Consider the following 24,554-nt stretch of genomic DNA (forward strand, 5'->3'; position numbering starts at 1 on the left):
CTTAACCCCTCCCTTTCTTTTTTAATAAATAGAGGAAGAAAGGTGCACCGATGCAGGCAAGCAAGATCCCTACAGGCAATTCAACCGGTGTAAACCAGACCCGTGCCGCTGTATCGGCAAAGACCACAAGCACGCCCCCTCCAAGCATTGAAATCGGTAGCAAATACCGGTAGTCATCTCCGATTAAAAGACGGATAAAATGAGGCACAACAAGCCCGACAAATCCGATTAAACCACTGACACTGACAGCCGCTCCAGCTAAAAGAGCGGCCAGCGCAATGAGAAAAAATCGAGTCCGCTCTACTCGAAGGCCCAATAGCTGAGCCGATTCATCGCCAAGCAAAAGGAGATTGGACGGTTTAATGGCGAAAAAACAAAGACATAATCCAGCCAGCGCATATGGCGACACAAAGCTAAGATGATGCCAGCTCCGTCCGTTTAATCCGCCTGATAGAAAAGGCAAAACAGCCTGCACACGCTCACTATAAAGCACCATAAACCCATTCATCACCGCACCAAGCAACGCATTGACGGCAACACCTGCCAAGATCAATTTAAGCGGTGAAACCCCTTGATCAAATGACAGCATATACACGACAAGAGCTGCTAATAAGGCGCCCAGAAAAGCGGCTGCCGGAAGCAAATACGTGAATTGTGGAAGAACAATCATGCTGAGTACAGCAGCTAACCCGCCGCCCGCAGTCACACCAATGATCCCAGGGTCAGCCAGTGGATTTCGGACAACTCCTTGTAAAATCGCTCCTGATGCTGCGAGACAGGCCCCAACGAGAAAACCAATGAGCACACGCGGAAACCGTAAATCCATGACAATTTTTTCATGAACAGGCAGACCTGATCCCGTGAAGACAGCCATTAAATCCGTCAGCGATAATTGGACAGAACCTACCGCAAGTCCTAGACAGACGCCCACACATAAAGAGAGAAACAATCCTGGTAACAGCCATTTTCGTCTTGACTGCCTTTTTTGAAAATCTAGTTCTGCATTCATCTTCATGATGACAATCGCTTCAATTTCTTCTCTAATTCATCGATCGCTCTGATGACTTCTGCGCCTGGATTTGTCCCAAATAGGTCACTTGGTAGAATCTCAACGTGTCCATTTTTGACAGCTGATACATCGTGCCACGCCGCATTTTGCTTCATTTCACTCATAAAGCCTGCTTTGACATCTTCAGGATTGCTGTGTGTCATCAGCAAAATGAGATCTGGATCGGCCTCGATTACCTTTTCTGCATTGATTTGTGCATATTGCGGAAACTTTTCGAGTGCTGGTTCATTTTCAGCAATATTCGCCCCACCAGCGATCCGCAGCAGATCACCGCTTAAAGATTGCGGAAGTGCCGCCATATATGTGCCGGGTGCACCATACACAACGAGCGTCTTTACTTTTTTCTCAGGCTGCTTCACTTGCTTGATCCGCTGATCGATTTGAGCATTGAGCGCTTTGGCCTTTTGCTGCTTTCCAAGTAAATCACCAAATAAAGTAACTTGACGCTGGACATCCTTCACTGAGTTGGCACTTGTCAAAAGAAGCTGTGAACCAATTCCTTCTATAGTAGAGATATCCTTGCTGTTTAATGATTCATTCCCAAGCACCACATCGGGCTTTAAACTCGTGATCAGCTCGACATCAAATTGATGGGTTGTGCCAATTGATTGTACGGACTTTGCCTTTTGTAGATTGTCTGGCAATTCGGCAGTTGGCCGGCCGACAACCTGACCACCTAGAGCATAAATGATGCTCATGTCGCCAGTTGACAACGAGACGATCCGTTCAGGTGATTCATGAAACGATAATGTTCTGCCGGCAAAATCCTGAATGTTGAGCGCACCTTGCCTGCTCCCATTCTCGACAGGCGCCGCCTGGCTGCATCCGCCGAGGAGAAGCACGACGACGAGTCCTGCCCAAATCACATGTAAACATTTCAACCGTCTGTCTCTCCTTTTCTAGTAAACTTTCTTTAGCTTCGCCTGTACCACGAGACGCTTGTTTTTAGGTGCCAGCACGTGATCACAGGTCGATAATGTGAGAATCAAGTCATCTGTGGATACGTCTGTTTTCGTTTGATAGATGGACTTCTTACGCACAGCTTGCAAGTAGTGCGCATATTCACCAAGATCCTGAAAATCAGTCTGAATATAATCGAAATCGACTGTCGTCTCATACACAGCAAAAATCTCTGCTTCATAGCTTTGGTACAGCGTATCGTACTGAAATGTGCGATGATCTTGGAAGAAATCTTTTTTCAAATAGTTTGTGAGACCAGCAAACATAGACCCATCCCTCATCCGATGACCGTACAACACTGTATTGGGACTTTCATGCAAGACGTCATTACGATAATCCATAAAGATACTGCCTGCCCGTGTGTCATCCTTTACATAATTACGAGTTAAATAGAATGCATTATCGTTTGACTGAACAATTGGATACTGAATCATCGTGTCCTTTATATCAATCCAACCGACAATGTCTTCATTCACCTTTCGCAAATCATCAAATGACTGACGGATTTCTCCAGGTTTTCGCTGTTTCATTCCATCCTCGTGTGTGTAAAGTGTCTGAGCCTTTGCAAGCACCTGACGATTTTGATAATAGCCAAAGAGCTCCAAGCCAATGGCAGTACCGCTATATAGGAAAACACCTAAACAGACGATCGTCAGCATTCGCTGCCCGATCCTTTTCCCTCGTTTCACACTGTCTCACCTGCTTTTTGCACAACTTATATGCCTACAGGCACGATATACATCCCTGTTTCTGCATCCTGCTTAATTGTGACGGACACATGATAAATGTGCCGCACCATTTCTTCGGTTAACACATCATTGGGCCGCCCTTCGCGGATAATTTGTCCATCTTTCATGGCGATGATGACATCACTATAGCGAATCGCCTGATTCATATCGTGCAGGACCATCACGATGGTTAATCCATGCTCGACATTGAGCTCTCGAATGAGCTCCAGAATGTCAAATTGATAATACATATCCAAATAAGTCGTCGGTTCATCTAAGAAAAGGATCGGTGTTTTTTGCGCTAAAGCCATCGCAATCCATACACGCTGCCGTTCTCCGCCTGACAATGAGGCGAGTGGCATCTTTCGCTTATCCGTCAGCTTGGTACAGGACAGCGCCCACTCGATTGCTTTCTCATCTTCTTCCTTGTCACTGCCGCGCATCGTTTGGTAGGGCGTTCTCCCAAATGCCACGACTCGTTCGATCGTTAAATCGAGCGGCGCTTCATTTTGCTGATGTACGACTGCCAGCTTTCTCGCGAGTTCCCTTGGCTTGAACGCATTCAGCTCTTGTCCATCTAAATGAATCTGTCCTTTATGTGGACAATGGTTATGTGCCATCAAGGAAAGCAGCGTGGATTTGCCCGAGCCATTTGGACCGATAATGGTCGTAATTTTTCCTTTTTCGATCTTCGTGGTGACCGATTGAACAATGTCCCTCTGTCGATCATAGGAAAACGACACCTCACGAATGTCCATGCAGACGATCCCCCCTTCTTAATAAAAAGATCAGAAACGGCCCGCCAATGACAGCCATGATTGTAGAAGCAGGGATTTCATTTGGTGCCACTAGCGTTCTGCCGAGCGTATCAGCCGTCAAAATGAGCAAGGCCCCGCTTAACGCAGAAAATGGAATCAGTACCCGGTGGTCAGAGCCGACAAGCCTTCTAGAGATATGGGGAATGAGCAAGCCGACAAAGGCAATCACGCCCGCTACCGCAGCAGTCACCGCTGCTAATAACACCGCCGTGATTGAAATCAAAAGGCGCATTCTGGTCACACGCAATCCTAAGTTTTTCGCCGTCTTATCTTGAAGGGCAAGCAAGTTACACCATCTGCTAAAGAAAAGCGCAACCACAAGCCCAATGACGCCATAGACACCGATTAAACGGACATCTCCCCACGTTTTCATCGTCAGATTCGACTGCCCCGACTGATTAATGGTGATATTGAAATAGCTGCAAATGGTCACAAACGCTTCTGCCATCCCTGTAAACATGGCATTGATGGCGATCCCCACCAAAATCATTCGAATCGGGCTTAAGCCGCCTTTCCAAGACAACACGTATACGAGGAAGCAGGCAATTGCCCCGCCTAAAACTGAAAATAAAGGAGAGTAGAAATAAAATTGAGGAAGCGCTGTAATTGCCATTAAAGAAAAGAAGCTAGCTCCCGATGAAATACCAATAACACCGGCATCTGCTAATGGATTCCTCATCACAGACTGCAAGAGGACACCGGAGACAGATAAAGCCGCCCCTGTAAACATCGCAATGAGCATGCGGGGGATTCTTAAATCTTTAATGATTTCTACCTGTGCATGTTGACCGGTCATAAGCCCTTCCAATAATTCAATCGGTGTAACATGAATGCTCCCCGTAATGGCGGAATAAATAAATACGCCGGCTAGTAAGAGACTGACTATCAGAAATAAAATCCCTGTTTTTTTCATCTTGAACGTCCTTTTATCATTAAGATTCGCCGCTTATGACGGGTACAACATACGAGTCAATTCATCTAATGCCTCTGCTGCCTTTAAGTTGCCTGTTGTCCCGAATAAGCTTTCTTCGAGGTCGTACACCCGGTCTTGTTTGACCGCATGGAAATGTTTCCAGATGTCATTTGTTTTAAATTCTTGATCAAACATTTTGACGACTTCATCCGGCATCCCATGTGCGGCTCGAAGAATGATATCTGGATTGGCTTTTTGTAAATACTCCGTATTGGATGCCAAATACTCCATTTTCTCACCTTTTACGATGTTCTTTCCTCCTGCAATACGCACAAGATCACCGATATAGGAATTCTCTGTTGCCACTAAATAACTGCCTGGTACACCAAGCAAAATGAGAACGGATGGCTTCGTCTTTCCCTTCGTTCTCTCTTGTATGTCTTTCTTTTTTTGTTCAAAATCATCCACAATGCGTTTCGCTTGTGTCTTTCTATCATATTTTTCTCCAAGCTTTGTGATGGCGTTCTCCATCTTGTCCAGGCTCTCAAGGTTAAGGTATGTCGCAGGGACAGAAGCTTGTTGAAAAGGCGTTTCTAAATCATATTGAAGGGTCGTGACAGACAGGACATCTGTCGGTTGAAGTGATTGGATGATTTCCATGTCCGGGCTCATTGGGTTACCGACTTCTGGGAGTCCTTTGTATCGAGCCGGCAAGGATTTTTGACTTGTTGGCACCCCGACAAGATCCACCTCTAGCGCATCCATGATCTCAGCAGCAGCTACAGTCGTTGCCACAATGCGGGCACTTGATGCTGCGCTTTTTTTGCCTTTCGCTGAGCTTTCAGCTGACTGTGAGCAGCCTGCTAGGAGGACGCACACACATAGAGCAGTAATCAGGGTACATAACATTCGATGCTTCAAAAAACAAAAGCCTCCTTTCGAAAAAAGAGAGTGGGTGCGCCGAGATGAATGGCGCACCTCACTTAAAATAGATTCTTTATCTTGTACGAGTTTGATACTTTCTGACGAGCACGAATAGTGACCCGCCGAATAAAAGAATGTACACCCAAAGAAGTGAAGTATCTCCTGTTTTCGGGTTCAGCTGACCTGTCTCAGACTTGGTTTGGTCATCTGATGGCGTAAAGGTCATCTGCTCTGCGCCCGTTTCCTCTGGTGCGAGATTCGCAAGCTGGTTTGGTTGAGAATCGTGATCATTCGGATTTTTCACAAAGCCGATGCTCTCATCGTCTCCGATCACCGTCGCAATTCCGCTTCCTTCACCACTTGCGATGCCTTTCGTATCATAGACAAGTTTGACATCGTACTGCTCATGATAATTGGCAGCTGGAATGTCAATTTTCACGCGTGCTGCCTGAGCACTACTCAAACTTTTTGCTTCATATTGAATCACTCGTGTATCTGCTTTTTGATCAGCCTTTGCAACTAGCGTCTCTTCAAATTTACCGCCGGTTCCTACTTGGAACGACGTGATGGCTGAGCTGTTCTTGACAGTGTATGAAACGAAATGGCGGCCATTTTTCACCACCAATGTCGCAGGGCTCACGACGTAATCGTTCATGCGAGAAAGCTCATCTTTGTCTGCTTTCTTCATTGAAAAAGGAAGCTTGTACACCCCGTCTTTTAGCTGAACTGTCTCTTGATTCGTTCCGCCGTTCGTTGTTTCTGGTGCTGGTTTATTTGGTTTTGGTGTTTCTGGTGTAGCCGGTGTTTCTTCCTCTATTTGACCGTCCTTCAGTGGAACGATACTTTTTGAATCAAATTGAAAACGAATATCGTACGTTTGATCATAGTGAGCTGCTGCTACTACAATGTGTACTTTTCCGTTAACTGCTTTTTTCAGATCAGACACTTCAAATGAAACCACTCTTGTGTTCTTTGCTTGATCTGTGCTCACGTTTTTCACTTCTTGATAAGAACCGTTTTTCTCTATTTTCAAAGAATCAACTGACGTATGATCCTTCACCGTAAAGGAAACGGTTTGCGTTCCATTTTTAACGGTTAACGATGCTGGATGTGAGAAGTATTGGCTCATCCGAGATACCTCATCCTCATCGCCCTTCAGCACACTGTAGTTGATACGATACACACCATCTTTTAATTGGTTCTGTGTCGAATCAACTGGTGTTGTGCCGTTTTGATCATCTGGCTTTGTTTCGCTGTCGCCTGGCGTCGTGCCGTTTTGATCATCTGGCTTTGTTTCGCTGTCGCCTGGCGTCGTGCCGCTTTGATCATCCGGCTTTGTTTCGCTGTCGCCTGGCGTCGTACCGTTTTGATCATCAGGTGTTGTTTCACTATCGTCTGGCTTCGCAGGCGTGACAAGTGTGAGACTGCTCTCGTCGAAAGCGAGCTGTACGTCATACGCCTCATCATAAATAAAGCCGCCTAAGTCCCAGTAAATTTTGACCCAGCCATTTAATTTGGCTGATACATCGGCTACATCAAATTTGATCACACGCGTATTCGCTGTCTCATCTTCACTGACCGTTTCAGTGGTGACGAGAGAGCCATTTTGTTCGACCTTGAAATCTGTGATTTCTTTGCTTTGCTTCAGCGTAAGATAGGCAGTCGTCTTGCCATTTTCGATGATGAGCTTAGCTGGCTTTTCTGTATACGTATCCATCATGGATGCTTCAGTGCTGCCATTTTTTAAAATGGTGAATCCGGCCGTATATTCACCATCAACCAATGATGCCGCCTGAGCCGTTCCTTGAGGCAGCTGAAACGCAGTCAACAAACTGAATAAAACGAGCAGAATAGCTGTCTGTAGATGAAAAAGACGTTTCAAAAGATGACACTTCCTTCCGTTAATGCTTGATGATCCACTTTCTCGCTAAAAACCCGCCTGAACATAAGACAAGCACAAGGAGCCATCCCATCTGGCTTGTATCACCAGTTTGAGGATTTTCTTCTTGTTTTGTTTTGGTGGATGAATCAGTTGTTTTGGTTGTTTCTTTTGATGTTTCTTGATGTTTTGCTGCACCTGCTGTTTCTTTTGAACTGTCAGAAGAAAGTGACTTGATGCTGCTTTCATCGAATTTCAGCTGGATGGTATAGTCGTGATCATAATCAGCCGATTTGACTGTGACATGGATTTTTGACTTGATTGGTTTAGACAAACTCTGTGCTTGGAATTGAATAAGCCTTGTATTGGCTTTCTTATTCGTTGATAGAACCGTCGTATCGACATAGCCACCATTTCCCGGCACTTTAAATTCCGTTACCCAGCTGCTGTTTTTAATGGTCATTTGCACAGTCAGCTTGCCATTTTTCACGATCACTTTTGCCGGCTTCAGCCAGTAATCATTTGCCATCGAAACGGCAGTCCCTTCGGCCTTCATCACAGTGTAATTGACGGAGTATGTACCATCATTTAATGAGGCAGCCTGTGCATTTGAAAAAGGCAGTATAAGTGCCAGCAATAATGCAGCCACAAAGGCTGGCATCCTGATCCATTTTTTCATCAGATGAATTTCCTCCCTTTTTATTGAACAGTTGCTGCATCAAACTTGACGCGAATATCGTAATTGCCTGTATATCCAATGACCGGTACAGTCACACTCACTTTAGCTGGTACAACATCTGTCAGGCTGTTGACATTGAACTCTACCGTTCTCTTGTTAGCAGCTGCGTTTGTACTGATCACCTTCGCATCTTTGTAAACACCTTGATCCAATGTTTTAAAGCTTGTAATCCAAGAGCTGTTCGTTAACGTGACTTGCGCTTTGATTTTTCCGTCCTTCACAACAAGCTTAGCTGGTTTTTCAAAATACGTATTTGCTGTTGACGTTGAATCACTGTCTGCTTTCCATACCACATATTGTGCTGAATATTGACCATCTGCTAAGCCTGCTGCTGAGGCAGAGCTAACCGGGGCTAGAGCAAACAATAGGACAAAGCTAAAGAATAATAAGACGTGTGATGCTGAACGAAGTGATTTCATATATATCCTCCTAATTGATATTGATAATTATTCTCAATAGACAATAAAAAAAATAACCTTTATCAGCGTATGAATCACACTCATAAATGATTATGATAATCATTATCAATTGAGTTTAAAAAATAAATCTTTGCTTTCGACAAGTCAAAGATGTCTGCTGCTACATGATGTAGTGATACACGGTTTAGGTAATCTGTCCCATTCATGATACCATGGCATAACCTCCCCATTCCATTACAGGGAAAAGAACCCTCTTCTCCTTGATATTATATGATGAATGAAATTATTGTCAACATCATTTTTCATACTATTGACTTAGATTTCTGGAAAATCACAAAAAAAATCGATCAGGGACACTGATCGAAATCGATTAAGAAGGGACATGTTCACCCTTTTCACTATTTTTTCGCTCTAAAGACCAAGCATACATTTCCCGTATGACTGGTTCAATTTTCTTTCCTTGTTCTGTTAGTTCATATTCAATCCGCACGGGAATGTCGGGATAAACTTTTTTCTCAACAAGGCCTTCAGCTTCTAAATCTTTCAGCCTTTCTGATAATAACCGTCCGCTGATGTTCATTTCATTTTCAAGCTGACAAAAACGTTTTGGCCCTGTCAAAAGCTGATTGATGATCAGAATCACCCACTTCTTCCCTAAAATCTCCATGGCATCTGTAATTGGGCAGCCATCTACTTGAGCCATACTTTACTCCCTCCTGCTTTTCTCTACTTTTTTTCATTATAACATAATTAATTACTTGAAATAAGTCACTAACTATTATATAGTTTAGTTACTAAAAGTAACAAGGTAATCATTTTTATCAATTTTCAATAAACCATTGAACATGCAGATGCATATAACATGAAGGAGATGACCGAGCTTTGAATACAATAGAGCAGGTAAGATTAGGTGTAACAGAATTACATGTGTCCAGCTTTGAGCGTTCTTTGCCTTTTTATACAGACATTTTAGGTTTTACTTTATTAGAACAGACGGATTCTACTGTCACGCTTGGCAGCAACGCAAAGGAACCAATCCTTGTGCTGAAAGAAGATGTGCAGCTGAAAGAGAAGCCGGATCATGAGCCAGGACTTTATCATTTTGCGGTTTTATTACCTACCAGAAAAAACCTGGGCACATGGCTGGCGCATGTGATCAAAAAAGGCTATCCTTTAATTGGAGCGAGCGATCACTTTTTCAGTGAAGCCATTTATTTAAGTGATCCAGATGGCATCGGCGTTGAGATTTATGCTGATCGTCCTCAGGACATATGGGTAGGTGAGCATGGAGAGCTGAAAGGTGGCGGAAATGCTCCGCTTGATGGAGATGGTCTCCTGCAAGAAGCCGCTGATTCCACCTGGGAAGGACTCCCGGCTGGTACAGTCATGGGACACTTGCATTTCCATCTCAACCCAGAAGAAGCCGATTCCTTTTATGTGAACACGCTCGGTTTTCATATCCGAATGGCTCCCCCAGCCAGCTTATTCGTTGCTGGTGGCGTCTATCATCACCACCTTGCCTTTAATGCATGGGGACGCGGGAGAAAAGGAGCCATTGATCCACGTTTTTCAGGAATTAGAAGCTATACACTGGTTTTCCCAAAAGAAGACGATAGAACATCCGTCGTCGAACGTCTGACAAAAGCAGGTGTTCACATGAACACGACAGGAAAAAGTAACGAATTTGTTGATCCATTTGGCGTTCTCGTTCGTTTACAGATTGAAGAAACAGACAAAAAAGAAGGTGTAGAATATGGACAAACACACAGAGGTTAAAACAGCCATTTTAAAAGATAAAATCAAACGAGTACAGCAAGAAGACGGATTTATATATATCACTGGACCTATTAAACTGCCAGTGAATTTAGACGGTAGAACGGTCATGTTTAACTGGTATTCATGGTTAAAAGACGATGGGAAAGAACCATTATCAGATGAAGCTTTAATCGAAAGCCTTTCCTCCCGTGAGCTTGCAGATCATCAGCAATCAAGTGTCCTTGTTTACGGAGATTTCGAACATGCTGATGAAGCGCTGATCCGCATGCATTCCATCTGCCACACCGGCGATATTTTCGGAAGCAAACGCTGCGATTGCGGGTTCCAATTGAAACAGTCTATGCGAATGATTGAGGACAATGGAGCAGGCGCACTGTTTTATTTAGCCAACCATGAAGGACGCGGGATCGGTCTTTTCAGTAAAGCCATGGCCTACATCTTGCAAGAAAACGGCTACGATACAGTAGAAGCAAACGAAGCACTAGGCTTTGAAGATGATACACGTCAATATGAAGAAGCGATTGCTGTTCTTCAAACATTGCGTACAAAGCCAGTCAGACTTATCACCAATAATCCGAAAAAGACCGATGCTATCAGTCATGCAGGCCTTTCTCTTTCTGGACGGATTCCACTTTGGGGTGATGTCTCTGAGTTCAATGAAAAATACTTGCAGACAAAAATTAACCGCTCAGGTCATATGAAGGCGGATCAAGAGGTGCGTACGATTGCCACATCATGAGCGATATATGAAACTAGCCCTTGAAAATGCTGAAGCAATGAAAGGTCAGACATCTCCCAATCCGCTCGTCGGGGCTGTGATTGTGCGAGAAAATGAAATTGTTGGGGTCGGGGCGCATATGAAGGCCGGCGAACCACATGCAGAAATTCATGCACTTAAAATGGCTGGAGACAAGGTAAAAGGTGCCACGATCTATGTGACACTAGAGCCTTGTTCCCACCATGGCCGCACAGGCCCATGCGCTGAAGCACTTGTGAAAGCTGGCGTAGAAAAAGTCGTCGTTGCTGCACTGGATCCGAACCCGCTTGTTGCCGGGCGTGGGATTGCCATTTTACAAGATGCAGGCATTCAAGTCATCACAGGCGTCATGGAGCAAGAATCCATTCTCATGAATGAAGTGTTCAACCACTTTATTACGAAAAAAACGCCTTTCGTGACACTCAAAGCAGGCATTACGTTAGACGGAAAAATTGCATCTGCTACGTCTGACAGCAAGTGGATTACATCAGAGACGTCCCGTTATGATGCACATCACATTCGCAGTATCAACGATGCGATCTTGGTCGGTGCGCAAACCGTCATTCACGACGATCCTTCATTAACAGCACGCATTCCAAACGGTCATCATCCGATTCGAATTGTCTTAGACTCTAAACTGTCTATCCCGCTGACAGCAAAGGTGGTCACGGATCAAATGGCGCCAACATGGATCTTTACAACAAAACAAGCCGATGAAGAAAAACGAGCCGCTTTAGAAGCAGCTGGCGTCAGCGTCATCATGACGGATAGCGATATCCGGGTGCCCTTACAAGAAGTACTTCAAGTGCTTGGAGAAAGAAATATCTCCTCCCTAATGATTGAGGGCGGCGGGCAAATCAATGCCTCATTTTTAGAACAGCAGCTGGTCGATAAACTCGTCATCTACATGGCGCCCAAGCTCATTGGCGGACGACTCTCTCCTTCTTTTTTCGGAGGCGAAGGCATACGCCTCATGAGTGATGCAATTGAACTGGATCAACTCTCTCTTGAACCGCTGGGAAAAGATATAAAGATAACGGGTTATCCTGTTTATCAATAAACAACAAAGCTTGTAGATTGAGTCTGCAAGCTTTTTTCTCATCATTGAATTTGAGGTGATTAAATTGAACATCAAAGGAATAAACCATTTATTATTTTCTGTTTCTGATTTAGAGACATCTATTGATTTTTACACAAAGGTCTTTAATGCCAAATTGTTAACAAAGGGCAGAACGACAGCTTACTTTGATTTGAACGGCCTGTGGCTTGCCCTCAATGTAGAAAAAGACATTCCTCGTCAAGACATCCATCACTCTTACACACACATCGCTTTTTCTATTGATGAGGAGGATGTAGATCCAATGTATAACAAACTAAAAGATTTGAACGTCAACATCTTACCAAGCAGGCCAAGAGACGAAAGAGATCAGAAGTCGATTTATTTCACAGACCCTGATGGACATAAATTTGAATTTCATACAGGAACCTTGAAAGATCGATTGGATTATTACAAACTAGAGAAAACACATATGGAGTTTTATGAATGAAACGCAAAGAAAAACAGAGAGGAAACAACAAGGTGCTATTCGTCATTAAATAGGAAAGATGGTAAAATATACATAGAAACGTGTTGCAAACGATAGTCCTCCCCCCTTCCATACTAAAGGTGTTTTTATGCCTAGAAAGGAGGGGTCAGTTTGAGAACAAAACTTGTGCGTTCACGCGTTGAGAGACGCAAAAACAAAAAGAAAAAAGCTTGTACCTGTAAGTACAAGCTTTGGTTCCTTATCTTAAATTCAATCCGAACTCTAGTCCAGTTCATCATATGGATTTTAGATAAGAGAACGTTCTGAATGAACCCTTAAGATGATAATGAAAAATAAAGCGGCACCTTCATTACCCCTAGTCAAGGTAATGCTGGTTCTATCTCGTTTCTGTTTTTTGGAGGGCTGCTTTATTTTTTCATATTATTTCAGTGTATTCCTCACATTTTAAATTTATACATAGAAAAAGCACACGGTAGTCAGCCGAGTGCCCAAATTAAATTTCTTTTCAGTTGTATGGTGAACGTTCAAGAAATTCACCTTGAAGCTCTCGTGCTTCAGTTTGAAAACTAGTTCAACTTAGTCCGAGTTGAACAAAAAACTTGTGCAACAATATGTTACCATAAGTAACAATTTGTTACCATAGTTAAGCTTATTTTTTAATCTTACTGATTCATTTCAAATGCAGAATTTTCATTATTTCAAATAAATTATACAGCTTTTTGTTATGCAATGAATCAAATAAACTGAACAACACTCAAAATAACTTTCAAGTATAATAACCTGTACTTTTCTTCTAAGCCCTCCTACTTTCTATTGGCAACTGTAAGACCTTATTTAGTTAAATAAAAAAGAATCAGTATATAAAAACTGATTCTTTCTGCATACATTTATCTCAAACAAATCGTATTTAATCCACGAAACGTGTCGTAAAATGTTTCATGTGAAACATCTGTGATCTAATATTGATCAATTTCCCTCTATCAGCCTGCCAAAGCTTTCGGGTGAAAGTCCCGGTGAAATGCGCAGGCGATGTAAGGACATCATGCCTTGTTCTTTCTTCGCATGTCCTGGTTCAGTGGTTACAGCCATTTCATATCCTGCTTCCTTCGCCAGCTTCAGCGTGTCTTCGTTATAGCGACCGACCGGATAGCTGACCATGACCGTTTGTTGGGAAAACCGCTGGTCAAAGAATACCTTCGATCCTTTTAATTCTTCTTCCTGCTGCTTCTGTGATAAACGATTGAGCTCTAAATGATGAATGGTGTGACTCTCTATTGAAATACCATGCGCCACCATATCATCCATTTGGGCATCGGTTAAATGATGCGGGCGGCCGATGGACTGCTCGATCATAAAAATCGTGGCTTTCATTCCATATTCCTTTAAAATCGGAAATGCCTTTGTGTAGTTATCCGTATATCCATCGTCAAATGTGATAAGAACATACTTTTCACTTGGTGTCGAATTGGTCGCGAGAACTTGATATGCCTCTTTCGGCGACAGCGTGACATAGCCGTTGTCTTTCAGCCATTTCATATGAGCTGCAAATTCGCTTTTTGGCACACGTAACGAATTACCGCTAGAGATACTGTGATACATCAAGATTGGAAGCGCAACGGGTTCCTTTTGCTGAATCCAGTTTTGTTTGTCTATCTCTGCCGCTTCAATTTGCTGAGTTTCTGTTGTTTCTTTCGTTTGTCCTTGACCCTTTACCTCTTTGATGGCTTGCTGGTTTCCTTCTGTTTGCTGTTTCGTACCCATACAGCCCGAAATGAGCAGCATGACTAAACCAACTGCAAGCCACATACATGTTTTTTTCATTCACCAATCCTGCTTTCTCTTTATCTACCGAATGATTATAACAGAAATTGGTTAATAACTGATATCTATTTTGACAGGGTATTCATTTTTTTACACATTTCGATCATTTCAATGGCAAGCAGATGGATGGTCTCTGTTGTGAGCATTTGGTCTTCTGCATGTATGAGCAGTAAAGAAAAGGGAAGCTGTTCCCCTGCCGCCTCTTTTTGTATCAGTGACAAGTGCAGGTCATGGATGCTTCGAAACGCTTCCTCCCCTTTTTCAATCAACTGCTGCGCTGCTTCAAAGTCATCCGCTCTTGCTAGACGAATGGCTTCTACATAATGGCTTCGTGCCTCACCTGCATGGGCAATGATTTGAAAGGCTGCTCCCTGCATTTCCTCTAATACCGTCATCTGCTTCTCCTCCGATTGCTCAAGATTCATTTGCTAGTTTCAGTGCATGTTCTAGAATTTTTTCTCCATTCGCTGTTCCATATAATCTTACATTTACCACATCGACAGGTATATGATAAGGTGCCGCTGTTTTTTCTGCTGCCTTTCTCATAAAGCTAACTTGCGGTCCTAGCAAAATGACCTTTACATCGTCCCCATGCTCTTCTAGTTCATCCGCAATGGCCCCTTCAGGTATCGCATAAATTTCATAATCCAGCCCTTTTCCTTCTGCGGCTGCCTTCATTTTAGATACCACAATCGACGTTGACATTCCTGCTGCACAAGCGAGAATGATTCGCTTCATATCCCATCACTCCTATTGATAAATAAAATCTGGTTCATCCCTTAATTTCCTCGTTTGGATTAATGTCTTGTACCAGTATCCTGACGCTTTCATCTGACGATTCCGTTCATTCTCCAGCTGGATCTCTACTAATCCGTAGCGATTCTTGAATGCATTCATCGGTGAGACATTATCCGTAAAAGCCCACAGCATATATCCCTTACAGTTTGAACCTTCTTTTTTCGCTTGGAGGGCTTTTTTCAAATGCTGGCTGATAAATGAAATTCGGTACTGATCATCAATGATGCCGTCTTCGTTTTTAAACCGTTCTTCCTGCTCGACCCCCATACCGTTTTCAGCCACAAACCACTCGATATTCCCGTATTCCTCTTTTATTCTCATACCCATATCATAGACAATATTCGGATAGATTTCCCAACCTCTGAATGGATTCATTTTTCTCCCTGGGAGCTCAAATAGATCGTAATAATAAGATGGATGAAACGGTGTATTTTCGTTCCAAGCCTTGCTAGGTGCCTTAACGCGATGCGGATAGTATAAATTAAGACCGACCACATCGACTGTATGATCTTTAATGGTCTGAAGCTCTTCTTCCGTTGCATCGAAAAGAATGTCATGCTTTTTCAATACATCAAGCAGTTCTTCTGGATACTCGCCTTTAATGGAGGGATCTAAGAACACTCGATTAAAAAACAAATCATACATGCGGGCAGCTTCTTGATCATGCGAGGCAGTCGATCTCGCATACGTCACTTCTGGATTGAGAATGACCCCGATTTTTGCACCGGCTGATTCCTTCAAGCCCATTTCCTGAAACAGCTTCACCACTTTTGCTGTCGCCAAGGCTTTATGATAGTTCCACTGCATCCACTTCTTCGTATTTTGCTCGAAAGGATAACGAATAGCATCTAGATACACACGAGTCTGAACAACAATTGGTTCATTAAAGGTAAACCAATGTTTGACCCGGTCTCCATAGCGCTCAAACACCTTTTCTGCATAGAGAACAAACAGATCGACAACATGTTTAGATGACCAGCCGCCGTACTTTTCAAGCAAAACGGCAGGAAGCTCATAATGCTCTAAGCAAAACATCGGCTCTACACCCGCTTCAAGTAATTCATTGATGAAATTATCAATATAACGAGCATAGGCCTCATCTACAATTCCATTCTCGTAATCTATGAGAAACCTCGACCAATTGATCGATGTCCGGTAATGAGATAACCCAATTTCCTTCATAAGGGCTACATCTTCGGGATAGCGCTCGTAAAAATTCGTTGCTCCCGCTGGTCCGTATCCTTCGTGCCATACGTGATACCCCTCCTTATACCAAAGGTCTATATACGAATCCTGATGCGGTTTCTTCCCTTTCCAACCCTCTGTCTGCCAAGCAGAAGCCGCAGCACCTAGAATAAAGTCATTGGGTATGTCGATTTTGTTCATGTTGCCACCTGACCTTTCTTCGTGTGAATTTGAAGTCCTTCCCACATCCCTTGTAAATACATAGCTCCAAGTGCCCGGTCGTATAATCCATAGCCAGATCTGCCCGTCTCACCAAAGATCATTCGTCCATGATCTGGCCGGACATAGCCAGCAAATCCTTCCTTAAACAATGCGTTCATAATCGCTCCCATATCGAGGCTGCCTGCTGACGACAGGTGTGCTGACTCTTCAAAATCACCGTTTTCATACAAATTGACATTGCGTAAATGAGCAAAGTGTATACGCCCTTTTTTGGCATACTTTCTCGCAAGTGCAGGAACATCATTTTTCGCATTACAGCCTAGGGAACCGGAACAAAAGGTCAGTCCGTGCTGTGAGCGTTCATCGAGCTGAAGGATACGATCTATTTGTTCTTCACAACTGACAATGCGGGGTAGACCAAATATGTTCCAAGGAGGGTCATCTGGATGCAGTGCCATATTCATGTTCTCTTCCGCTGCAACTGGAAGGATATTTCCCAAGAAATAGTCTAGGTTCTCAAACAACCCTTCCGCACCCAATGCCCTGTATGCAGCCATCAACTTTCTCATTTCTTCCTGCGTATAAGACGTATCCCACCCTGGTAAGGAAAGTTGATCTTTTTCTATATCCATCTGTTCAAGCTGATGCTGAAAATAAACAAGAGTCGTCGATTGATCAGCTAGTGGGAAATCGAGCTGTGTTCGTGTCCAATCAAGGACTGGCATGAAGTTATAACAAATGGCCTTCACACCATGCCTTGCTAATCGCCGGATATTTTCTTGATAATGCTCGATATAAACATCCCGGCTAGGCTTTCCCAGCTTAATATCTTCATGGACCGGGAGACTTTCTACGACTTCAAAAGCAAGATCGTGACGTTCGATTTCCGCTTTTAAATGAGCAATACTTTCCTCCGGCCACAGATCGCCAGCCGGCACATCATAGACGGCACTGACAATCCCTTTCAAGCCGGGAATTTGCCGAATATATGAAAGGGAGACAGGATCTTCTTTGCCATACCATCTAAATTGCATGTTCATTCATGAGCCCTCCTTCTATTCTGAATCAGGTGCTGCTTCTGGCTTCCGGTTGGACAAGAGGACAAAAGGCAAATAGATAAAAACAGCGACAACAATACAGATGAGCTGTGTGATGACAGCCCCCATACTGCCAGCGGTAGACAGCCAAGCATTCACAATCGGAGGTGTCGTCCACGGCACCATCACCACCGCTTTCCCGGCAAAACCTGTAGCGGTTGCGATATAGCCAATCGTACCTGTCACGAGTGGTGTAACAATAAACGGAATCGCCATCACAGGGTTCAGCATGACAGGTAATCCGAAAATAACTGGTTCATTGATGTTAAACAGTCCAGGTCCCGATGAAAGCTTGGCAATGCTACGCATCTCTTCCCTTCTACCCGCTATAAAAATGGCGATCAACAGACCAATCGTCACACCCGAACCACCAATGCTCATATACACATCCCAAAATGGCATCGTGATAATATTCGGAATCTCTTTGCCCTCTTGAAATGCTGTCATATTCACTGCAATTGATCCTAATAAGAGCGGCTCGCGAATCGGTTTAATCATTTGGTTGCCATGAATACCGATCACCCAGAAAAATTGAGCCACAAACATTAACGTTAAAATACCAGGCAGTCCCTGCACAACACTTTCAAGCGGACGCTGCACGACGTTATACACCGCTTCATGCAAATAAATGCCTGTCACACGATGAAACGCAAACCCGAATGAACTAATGATTGTAATCGTAATAATTGATGGGAAAAGTGAAGAAAAAGACGTCGCCACATTTGATGGAACAGAATCTGGCATCTTAATTTGCAGCCACTTCACCTCGGTAAGCTTACAAAAGATCTCTACAGAGACGATGGCAATGATCATACCCAAAAATAAGCTTTTTGGATCGGAGAATTGCCTCGCCAGCACATCGACAACCTCACGCATCGATCCATCGACTTCAAGAAGAAGTGTCGTCGGAATAACGGATATAAATGAAATCAATGCCATTAATCCTGGGAATAATGATTTATGTCCATTGATTTTCCCAAGCTCAATCCCGATGAGGAACACAGCCCCGATCGTTAAAAAGTTCAGCGTGGCATAATTGATTGCCTTCATAATTGGCTGAAGCTCTGCTAAAAACCTGAATATCTCAAAATGGGCAAGCCCCGTTTCCGGGCTCATGATCATATTTGCGACCAGTACAGCAAATGCCCCTGTAATGATGATTGGCATTAATGTGACAAATGCTTGCTTGATCGCCATAATATATTTCTGATTTGTAATACGATAAGCGACATGTCCCATGACGTCGGCCGCTCTCTCTTTAAAGCTCATGATCCGTCTCCCCCTTTACAAAAACTCGTGATCATCCTCCTTATTGATGTTATTTTAAAAGCGCTTTCATTAACATCTAATCTTTTTCCTCACAGATGCGGAAATGGGTGTCCTTTTTTTTCATCTGGCTGTTCCAACACGTGCAGCGCCGCCGTCAGTTCTTCAAATGAAGCAGCTTTGATGATTTGCTCCACCACTTCCTTCTGCTCTGTCAAACGCACAAGAAATTGATAAAGTGACTGCAATTCTTTCTGATACGTCTTCTGTATACTTAACAAACAGACGACCTGTACCCGATCGTCGCCCCACAGCACTGGTTTTCTCAACGTACAGATCGCACAAAACGTATCATCTGTTGCCGGTTTGATTGGGTGAGGGATCGCGACCAAATGACCGAACGACGTAGGTGACACTTCCTCTCTTTCCAGCAATAGCTGTTCAAAATCATCCGGGATTCGGTTTTGTTCCTGCAATACATTCACGAAAAATTGAAGAACCTCTTCCCTTGTTTGTAGATCTTGCTGAAAAAAAGTCATCTTCGGACTGATATATCGCAAGACACCCATTTCTTGTGACCCCTGTACAAATCGTTTCAGCCTCAACATATCGTCTTCACTGAGGATCGTATGTACATCAATCACTGGCACAGGTAGTGTGTTCTGAAGAGGTATGGTACTAATGATCAAATCGATACTTCTCAAGTCATACGACAAAAGGTCACTGACACTTGCAGTTCCAGCAATCTCTAGCCTTTCGCTAAAGGCGGCCTTCAGCTTATGAAGAAGAAGCTGACTGCTCGCGACACCCGTTGCGCACACAATCAAGCATTTTTTTCTCACAGTCTGAGTTTTTGTCCGCTCTATGGCAGCACCAATATGCAGCGCCAAATATCCGATTTCATCTTCATGAATCTCTACATTCTCTTTTTCCTTCAGCCATCTTCCCATATAGACACCTGCTTCAAAAGCAATCGGATAATGCCTTTTTATGTCTGATAAATAGGGGTTACGGATGTTCATATCATATCGGAACCGATGAATCGCTGATCTCAGGTGAAGACTTAGTCCCACAATCAATTCCTTGTCTGTCTGAATATCAAGTGACATGTGCTCTTCGACATAACCAAGTAGTTGGTGAGTTAAACGGAAATGCTCTTCATCAAGCATGTGAAATAGCGTGTGGCCCGTTTCTCCATACGCCATCATTTTTGCACCCATTAAATGAATCGCAATATAGGCCATTTCAGATAATGGAAAATCTATACCGAGTACGTGACGCATATCTTCTGCCATTTGCCTCGCCACTTGAAAAGCGGGCTGTGTTTGAATGTCTTTGAGTTCTCCTTCCGGCATCATCACCAATTTTTTCTCTTCAATTCGTTTGCACGCAATGGCGATATGTGTCACTAAGTTGCTTAAACCGATCTCTGAGACATGAAGGCCGCTTGCCTTTGTACGTGAACGCACCATATCTTGAATCAATTGATACGTTTCTTCAGGTAAAAGGGCAGGGTTCGGATGCTCCTGCTGAAACACATGCTCAGCTAGACAATACCTTAATTTCATTTCATCTCCAGTCAGCCTCAGTCCATATTTAGGTCGGTGTGCAACAGAGAGTCCATGTAAAGAAAATAGATGCTTGACTGCTTTCAGGTCATTTTTCACAGTAGATTCACTCACAAATAATTCCTCGGCCAATTCATCTAATTTCTTATAGTCTTCGGACAACAAAAGCCTTCTCAATAAATAAGAGATACGATCCTCAGGCTGATTTGGAATAACTTGATTCTTTTTTTCATTTCTTTCTCTCATTGAGTTTTTCAAAAAAGTACGAAATGCTCCATAATCTTCGACAGTCAATGTATACCCTGCTCCACGTTTCATATGAAGTGTTGCCCCATGTGCTTCTAATATTGATTTAAGCGCTTTCATATCTGTTCGAACTGTTCGTGATGTGACGCCTATCAGGCGTGCAATTTCTTCACCTGTCAGCTCCTGCTCTGCCTGCATTAACCGCCTCAACAGCTCCTCCTGACGTAGAGATAACATAGACTCCCCTCCCTTGGTCAATTACTTTTGCCTATCATCATAAACGAAAATAGAACTCTTTGCCCAGTTTTTCTTTCCGACCGGGAACTTTGTTATGGCTCAAACGTATGAATATGAAACAAGAGGAGGGATACATCATGTTTGTTATCATCATCATACTAGCTTCTTTAGGCGCCATTACCGCCCACATGTTTACACCAAAAGATAAGCGTTCATCTTCTAAGCATTCTGCACATCACAGTTCAACAACCAGTAACTATACTGATTCGTATACACATCACGCTTCTGATGCCTCCTGCGGTGGTGATTCAGGTGGTAGCGGCGGATGTGACTAAACCAAAAAAAACAGCCGCTTGTTCAGCCGGCTGTTTCGTTTATTTTATTAAAGAGCTTTCCAGCCCCGTTCAATTAAATGTTTGACATCCTTTGCAAAATCCTCGCCTTTTTCCATCACATCTTGGGCTCTTCCTGCAAAATTACTAGCGACAGCGAGTTCCATTTTTTTTAACTCAAAGTGCATAATTTTTTGGTCTATCTCCGTAATATAGGTTTCATACTCATTGTTCACAATGTCGTGCAGCACGTGATAGGCTTCTTTCCGATGACGGTGAAAGTCCGTTCCTCTCTCACCTTTCCATGACGAATCTAGAGCAGGCTTCTTGATTTCCTTTATGTCAGACTGCGCAAGATCTTGTTCTGTTCGAATATTACTTTTGGCTGTCTTTAACCGAGAGATCATTTCGTCAAATTCTGCACGTTTGTTTTCAATCCCCATATGCAGATGATGCAGCATCTCGGATAAACTCATGTCATCCACCTCTATTAGACCTCATAAGAAAGCACGGCGTCAGCGTTTTTGAAACCGGGCAGATCATCTGCTTTTTCCAGTCCTGACATTTCTATCGTTCGCTTTCATTAAGTATAGTATAAGGTGAAAAGCCTTAGGCTTAAATAGGGAAAAGGTGTCCTTTTAACATGGTGTTTGGAAGAAAAACGGAATAATCTAAGGTCATAAATCCCGAATTATATATGAGTCTTTACGACTATATTTTACATCGTACTCAGCTACGCTATCAATAAAACGATTGGGGCTTATGATTTTGCCGCAATCGCTTCATCCTGTTCTTTTAGCGTCTTCACATTTGAGCGTGTATCCTGAACGTTTTTGATTAAGGCTTCTTTAAAGCTTGAGACCATTTCGCCCACCTCTGCTTCACGTGCCGTCCATTTGGTTACAAATTCAAGGCTGTTTTCACCAGCTTTATCTGCTGCTTTTTTCATTGTTAAAGCTTCAACTGCTTGGGAGACTTCATCTAGTTTATCCATCACTGTTTGGTAGTTTAACTTAATTTGTCCCATTATGATATCCTCCAGATTGGTTCAGCATGAAGCTCGCTTACAAGCTGCTCCATGCTTTTGAGATCAAGCGTTTTGCGTCTTCTACTGCGTCTTCTCCTTTTTCAGCCAAACGTGCGGCATCTCCAGCTAAAGAGCTGGCAAAGGATAAGGCAGCCTGCTCTGCTTCTAGTGTACTGATTTTGAATTCGATTCGGCTCACGTAGCGTGGATATTTATCGCTTACGATCGTTTGCAGCGCATCATGCGCTTCATTTCGTTCTGATTTGAAATCTTGGCTCCGCTCCCCTTTCCAAGAGGCCCCAAGCTTTGGCTGCTTGATTTGTTTTAGGTCTGTTTCTGCGGCATCTTGTTCACGTTCAATCTTACTTTTTGCCTTTTTGAGTCGAGCAATTTTCTCTTCGATCTCTGCCTTTTTATTTGAAATGCCACCGTTAAGGGCAGACAGCATATCCGATAAGCTCATATGGGTTCCTCCTCCTGTCAAAAATAAAAACGCTGCTTAGAGTCCCTCTAAACGAGCGTAATGGTGAATCGCACTTTTTCCAATATTGTTATTATAAGGTTCAAAGACTCATGTTTGAATAGGGATTTGTGCCCTTTTTATGGTATAAATATGCTTTGAATCACCTTCATACCACACCTTAAGCCCTCTTTTATAGGGGGTCAAAATACACACCCTTCCTTCTGGTAACACACATAGTCTTACGGTCCTAGGACAAACAAAAGCCGCCCAGGGGAGGGGCGGCTTTTGTAGCGGCTTATGAAGCCGATTCTTCTGATTCTTGTTGATTTTTGACGTACCAAATGAATTTCCCTGTATATCCGTAGATAATGGCAAGGCCAATGGCGACAAAGCTCAACCACATAAATGGTAAGTACGAGAATGTCGAGACGCCTAGAATCCCTGCCATGTAAATTCCGTTATCTGACCATGGAACCATACCAGACGTAAGTGTTCCACCAACCTCAGAGTTTCTAGATAACACACGTCTGTCTAATTTTAATTTGTCATAGCTTTTTTCCATGATTTTTGGTGTAAGAATTAATGAGACATACATTGCACAACCAAAGATATTCGCGAAGAATGCTACTACAAGTGTAGACAGTGTCACATTTCCTGCATTGTGCAATTTTTTCTCGAATGTTGCGACGATCACTTTTAACACGCCTAAGTATTCAAGAACTCCACCAAAACCAAGTCCAAGAATAATGACCACTAGAGATCCTAACATATTCACAATACCGCCACGGTTCAACAGTGTATTTAAGAAATCTACATCTGAATTAATAGAGAAGCCGTTATATGCTGTACCAAGCGCATCAGCTGGGTTCATTCCTTGGAATGCCATCGCCCAGACTGCCCCAAGCAGTGCACCAATTGCGATAACAGGCATTGACGGTTTTTTCAATACAAGTAATAGGACAACAATGACTGCCGGAATGATCATCCAAATATTAATCGTGAATGTATCCTGCAATGCTTGTTTCAAAAACTCTACTTTATCTTGATCAATATTTCTTCCGCCATACATAAATCCAGTAATTGTAAACATAATAGCCGTAATAACAAAGGCAGGTATGGATAAGACCATCATGGCTCTTACATGCGCCAGCACGTCCACTTTTGAAAGAGAGGAAGCGAGCACAGTACTATCAGATAAAGGAGATAATTTATCACCAAAATAAGCGCCAGATAAAACAGCCCCAGCTACGATCGGTAATGGGATACCCAATCCTTCACCAATCGCAATCATCGCAATACCTGCTGTTCCAACTGTACCCCAAGACGTACCAGTAGCAACAGACATAATAGAACAGATAATCAGTGTAGCTAATAAGAAGATATTAGGATGAATAAATTCCAGTCCGTAATAAATTAACGTGGGTACAACACCGCCAGCAATCCATGTACCAACAAGTGCACCTACTGCAATTAAGATTAAAACAGCCTCTAATCCATTTGATATCCCTTTTGTAATCGCATTTTGAAGGTCTTTGTACGAATGCCCTAAACGAATTCCTAAAGCAATAACCATAAACCATGAGATGAACAATGCTAGCTGAATATCTAATTTGAAGTAAAGAGTGAATGATAAAACAATTGCTAAAAATAAGCCAAGTACAGACACGACTTCTAAAATAGACGGTAGACGTGGTGTTTTCATTTTGTTTCCTCCCTTTGTGCGTGCGTTAAGCGTTTTCAAAATATTGTGAAAAAAGTGTGTC

26 protein-coding genes are annotated in these 24,554 nt (G+C 43.1%); 5 read left to right on the forward strand and 21 right to left on the reverse strand.

Annotated elements, in window-relative coordinates; genetic code table 11:
* Position 1: 1 nt before the first annotated feature.
* From NST15_RS18000 to NST15_RS18045, 10 genes are all read right to left on the reverse strand, one after another.
* On the reverse strand, positions 2-1,015 hold the full coding sequence (locus NST15_RS18000) for an iron ABC transporter permease (RefSeq protein WP_046344768.1): 1,014 nt from the start codon (positions 1,013-1,015) through the stop codon (positions 2-4).
* Positions 1,012-1,950 carry an ABC transporter substrate-binding protein gene (locus tag NST15_RS18005; protein ID WP_342498715.1) on the reverse strand — a complete coding sequence of 313 codons (939 nt, stop codon included), beginning with the start codon at positions 1,948-1,950 and terminating at the stop codon, positions 1,012-1,014. Before NST15_RS18005 ends, NST15_RS18000 begins: the two co-directional genes overlap by 4 nt.
* Before the next feature lie 18 nt (positions 1,951-1,968).
* A complete protein-coding gene (gene srtB, locus NST15_RS18010; RefSeq protein ID WP_342498716.1) occupies positions 1,969-2,718 on the reverse strand; it encodes a class B sortase in 750 nt (249 codons plus the stop codon).
* A gap of 26 nt (positions 2,719-2,744) precedes the next feature.
* Complete coding sequence (locus NST15_RS18015; RefSeq protein ID WP_135226463.1) at positions 2,745-3,515, reverse strand: ABC transporter ATP-binding protein; 771 nt, start codon at positions 3,513-3,515, stop codon at positions 2,745-2,747.
* Positions 3,502-4,488 carry an iron ABC transporter permease gene (locus NST15_RS18020; RefSeq protein WP_007497915.1) on the reverse strand — a complete coding sequence of 329 codons (987 nt, stop codon included), beginning with the start codon at positions 4,486-4,488 and terminating at the stop codon, positions 3,502-3,504. The genes NST15_RS18015 and NST15_RS18020 overlap by 14 nt, the downstream gene beginning before the upstream one ends.
* A gap of 33 nt (positions 4,489-4,521) precedes the next feature.
* A complete protein-coding gene (gene isdE / locus NST15_RS18025) occupies positions 4,522-5,409 on the reverse strand; it encodes a heme ABC transporter substrate-binding protein IsdE (RefSeq protein ID WP_048001169.1) in 888 nt (295 codons plus the stop codon).
* Between the two features lie 76 nt (positions 5,410-5,485).
* Complete coding sequence (locus tag NST15_RS18030) at positions 5,486-7,294, reverse strand: NEAT domain-containing protein (RefSeq protein WP_342498717.1); 1,809 nt, start codon at positions 7,292-7,294, stop codon at positions 5,486-5,488.
* A 19-nt stretch (positions 7,295-7,313) separates the two neighbouring features.
* Entirely contained in the window at positions 7,314-7,970 is a 657-nt protein-coding gene (gene isdC / locus NST15_RS18035; RefSeq protein ID WP_065461339.1) for a heme uptake protein IsdC, read from the reverse strand.
* 20 nt (positions 7,971-7,990) lie between these two features.
* Positions 7,991-8,449, reverse strand: coding sequence for an NEAT domain-containing protein (locus NST15_RS18040; protein ID WP_058337097.1), 459 nt, complete (start codon positions 8,447-8,449; stop codon positions 7,991-7,993).
* Between the two features lie 370 nt (positions 8,450-8,819).
* Positions 8,820-9,152 carry a helix-turn-helix domain-containing protein gene (locus NST15_RS18045; protein ID WP_007497926.1) on the reverse strand — a complete coding sequence of 111 codons (333 nt, stop codon included), beginning with the start codon at positions 9,150-9,152 and terminating at the stop codon, positions 8,820-8,822.
* 179 nt (positions 9,153-9,331) lie between these two features.
* Between NST15_RS18045 and NST15_RS18050 the strand changes: the two genes are divergently transcribed.
* The 4 genes from NST15_RS18050 to fosM all read left to right on the forward strand — a co-directional run bounded on the left by NST15_RS18050 (position 9,332) and on the right by fosM (position 12,529).
* A complete protein-coding gene (locus NST15_RS18050; protein ID WP_255234140.1) occupies positions 9,332-10,225 on the forward strand; it encodes a VOC family protein in 894 nt (297 codons plus the stop codon).
* On the forward strand, positions 10,203-10,964 hold the full coding sequence (locus tag NST15_RS18055) for a GTP cyclohydrolase II (RefSeq protein ID WP_008345606.1): 762 nt from the start codon (positions 10,203-10,205) through the stop codon (positions 10,962-10,964). The genes NST15_RS18050 and NST15_RS18055 overlap by 23 nt, the downstream gene beginning before the upstream one ends.
* The gene (ribD, locus tag NST15_RS18060) at positions 10,951-12,042 is read left to right on the forward strand and encodes a bifunctional diaminohydroxyphosphoribosylaminopyrimidine deaminase/5-amino-6-(5-phosphoribosylamino)uracil reductase RibD (RefSeq protein ID WP_342498718.1); all 1,092 of its coding nucleotides are present in this window, start codon (positions 10,951-10,953) and stop codon (positions 12,040-12,042) included. The genes NST15_RS18055 and ribD overlap by 14 nt, the downstream gene beginning before the upstream one ends.
* Before the next feature lie 64 nt (positions 12,043-12,106).
* The gene (fosM, locus tag NST15_RS18065; protein WP_041091552.1) at positions 12,107-12,529 is read left to right on the forward strand and encodes a FosM family fosfomycin resistance protein; all 423 of its coding nucleotides are present in this window, start codon (positions 12,107-12,109) and stop codon (positions 12,527-12,529) included.
* Positions 12,530-13,495: 966 nt separating this feature from the next.
* Here the strand turns inward: fosM and NST15_RS18070 are convergent.
* The 7 genes from NST15_RS18070 to NST15_RS18100 form a co-directional block, all read right to left on the reverse strand.
* On the reverse strand, positions 13,496-14,350 hold the full coding sequence (locus NST15_RS18070; protein ID WP_342498719.1) for a polysaccharide deacetylase family protein: 855 nt from the start codon (positions 14,348-14,350) through the stop codon (positions 13,496-13,498).
* Between the two features lie 65 nt (positions 14,351-14,415).
* Positions 14,416-14,745 carry a PTS lactose/cellobiose transporter subunit IIA gene (locus tag NST15_RS18075; RefSeq protein WP_008345614.1) on the reverse strand — a complete coding sequence of 110 codons (330 nt, stop codon included), beginning with the start codon at positions 14,743-14,745 and terminating at the stop codon, positions 14,416-14,418.
* A 19-nt stretch (positions 14,746-14,764) separates the two neighbouring features.
* Positions 14,765-15,088: a PTS sugar transporter subunit IIB gene (locus NST15_RS18080; RefSeq protein ID WP_008345616.1), complete on the reverse strand. Its 324-nt coding sequence runs from the start codon at positions 15,086-15,088 to the stop codon at positions 14,765-14,767.
* 12 nt (positions 15,089-15,100) lie between these two features.
* Complete coding sequence (locus tag NST15_RS18085; protein WP_046526790.1) at positions 15,101-16,534, reverse strand: glycoside hydrolase family 1 protein; 1,434 nt, start codon at positions 16,532-16,534, stop codon at positions 15,101-15,103.
* Entirely contained in the window at positions 16,531-17,595 is a 1,065-nt protein-coding gene (locus tag NST15_RS18090; RefSeq protein ID WP_171465915.1) for a mannonate dehydratase, read from the reverse strand. The genes NST15_RS18085 and NST15_RS18090 overlap by 4 nt, the downstream gene beginning before the upstream one ends.
* 15 nt (positions 17,596-17,610) lie before the next feature.
* Positions 17,611-18,921 (reverse strand): PTS transporter subunit EIIC, encoded by a 1,311-nt coding sequence (locus NST15_RS18095; RefSeq protein WP_024719533.1) that lies wholly within the window; start codon positions 18,919-18,921, stop codon positions 17,611-17,613.
* 89 nt (positions 18,922-19,010) lie between these two features.
* Positions 19,011-20,969, reverse strand: a complete 1,959-nt coding sequence (locus tag NST15_RS18100; protein ID WP_035389950.1) for a BglG family transcription antiterminator — start codon at positions 20,967-20,969, stop codon at positions 19,011-19,013.
* Positions 20,970-21,106: 137 nt separating this feature from the next.
* On the opposite strand from NST15_RS18100, the gene NST15_RS18105 reads away from it, so the two are divergent.
* Positions 21,107-21,304 carry a hypothetical protein gene (locus NST15_RS18105; RefSeq protein WP_017358669.1) on the forward strand — a complete coding sequence of 66 codons (198 nt, stop codon included), beginning with the start codon at positions 21,107-21,109 and terminating at the stop codon, positions 21,302-21,304.
* A gap of 47 nt (positions 21,305-21,351) precedes the next feature.
* On the opposite strand, the gene NST15_RS18110 is transcribed toward NST15_RS18105, so the two are convergent.
* From NST15_RS18110 to nhaC, 4 genes are all read right to left on the reverse strand, one after another.
* A complete protein-coding gene (locus NST15_RS18110; RefSeq protein ID WP_007497950.1) occupies positions 21,352-21,777 on the reverse strand; it encodes a DUF5082 family protein in 426 nt (141 codons plus the stop codon).
* 284 nt (positions 21,778-22,061) lie between these two features.
* Positions 22,062-22,328: a YwqI/YxiC family protein gene (locus NST15_RS18115; RefSeq protein ID WP_008345634.1), complete on the reverse strand. Its 267-nt coding sequence runs from the start codon at positions 22,326-22,328 to the stop codon at positions 22,062-22,064.
* Positions 22,329-22,365: 37 nt separating this feature from the next.
* Complete coding sequence (locus tag NST15_RS18120; RefSeq protein WP_017358667.1) at positions 22,366-22,791, reverse strand: DUF5082 family protein; 426 nt, start codon at positions 22,789-22,791, stop codon at positions 22,366-22,368.
* A gap of 295 nt (positions 22,792-23,086) precedes the next feature.
* A complete protein-coding gene (gene nhaC / locus NST15_RS18125) occupies positions 23,087-24,493 on the reverse strand; it encodes a Na+/H+ antiporter NhaC (RefSeq protein WP_008345642.1) in 1,407 nt (468 codons plus the stop codon).
* Between the last annotated feature and the right edge of the window lie 61 nt (positions 24,494-24,554).

It is taken from the genome of Bacillus sp. FSL R5-0820, from assembly GCF_038593385.1.
Lineage (GTDB): Bacteria > Bacillota > Bacilli > Bacillales > Bacillaceae > Bacillus > Bacillus altitudinis.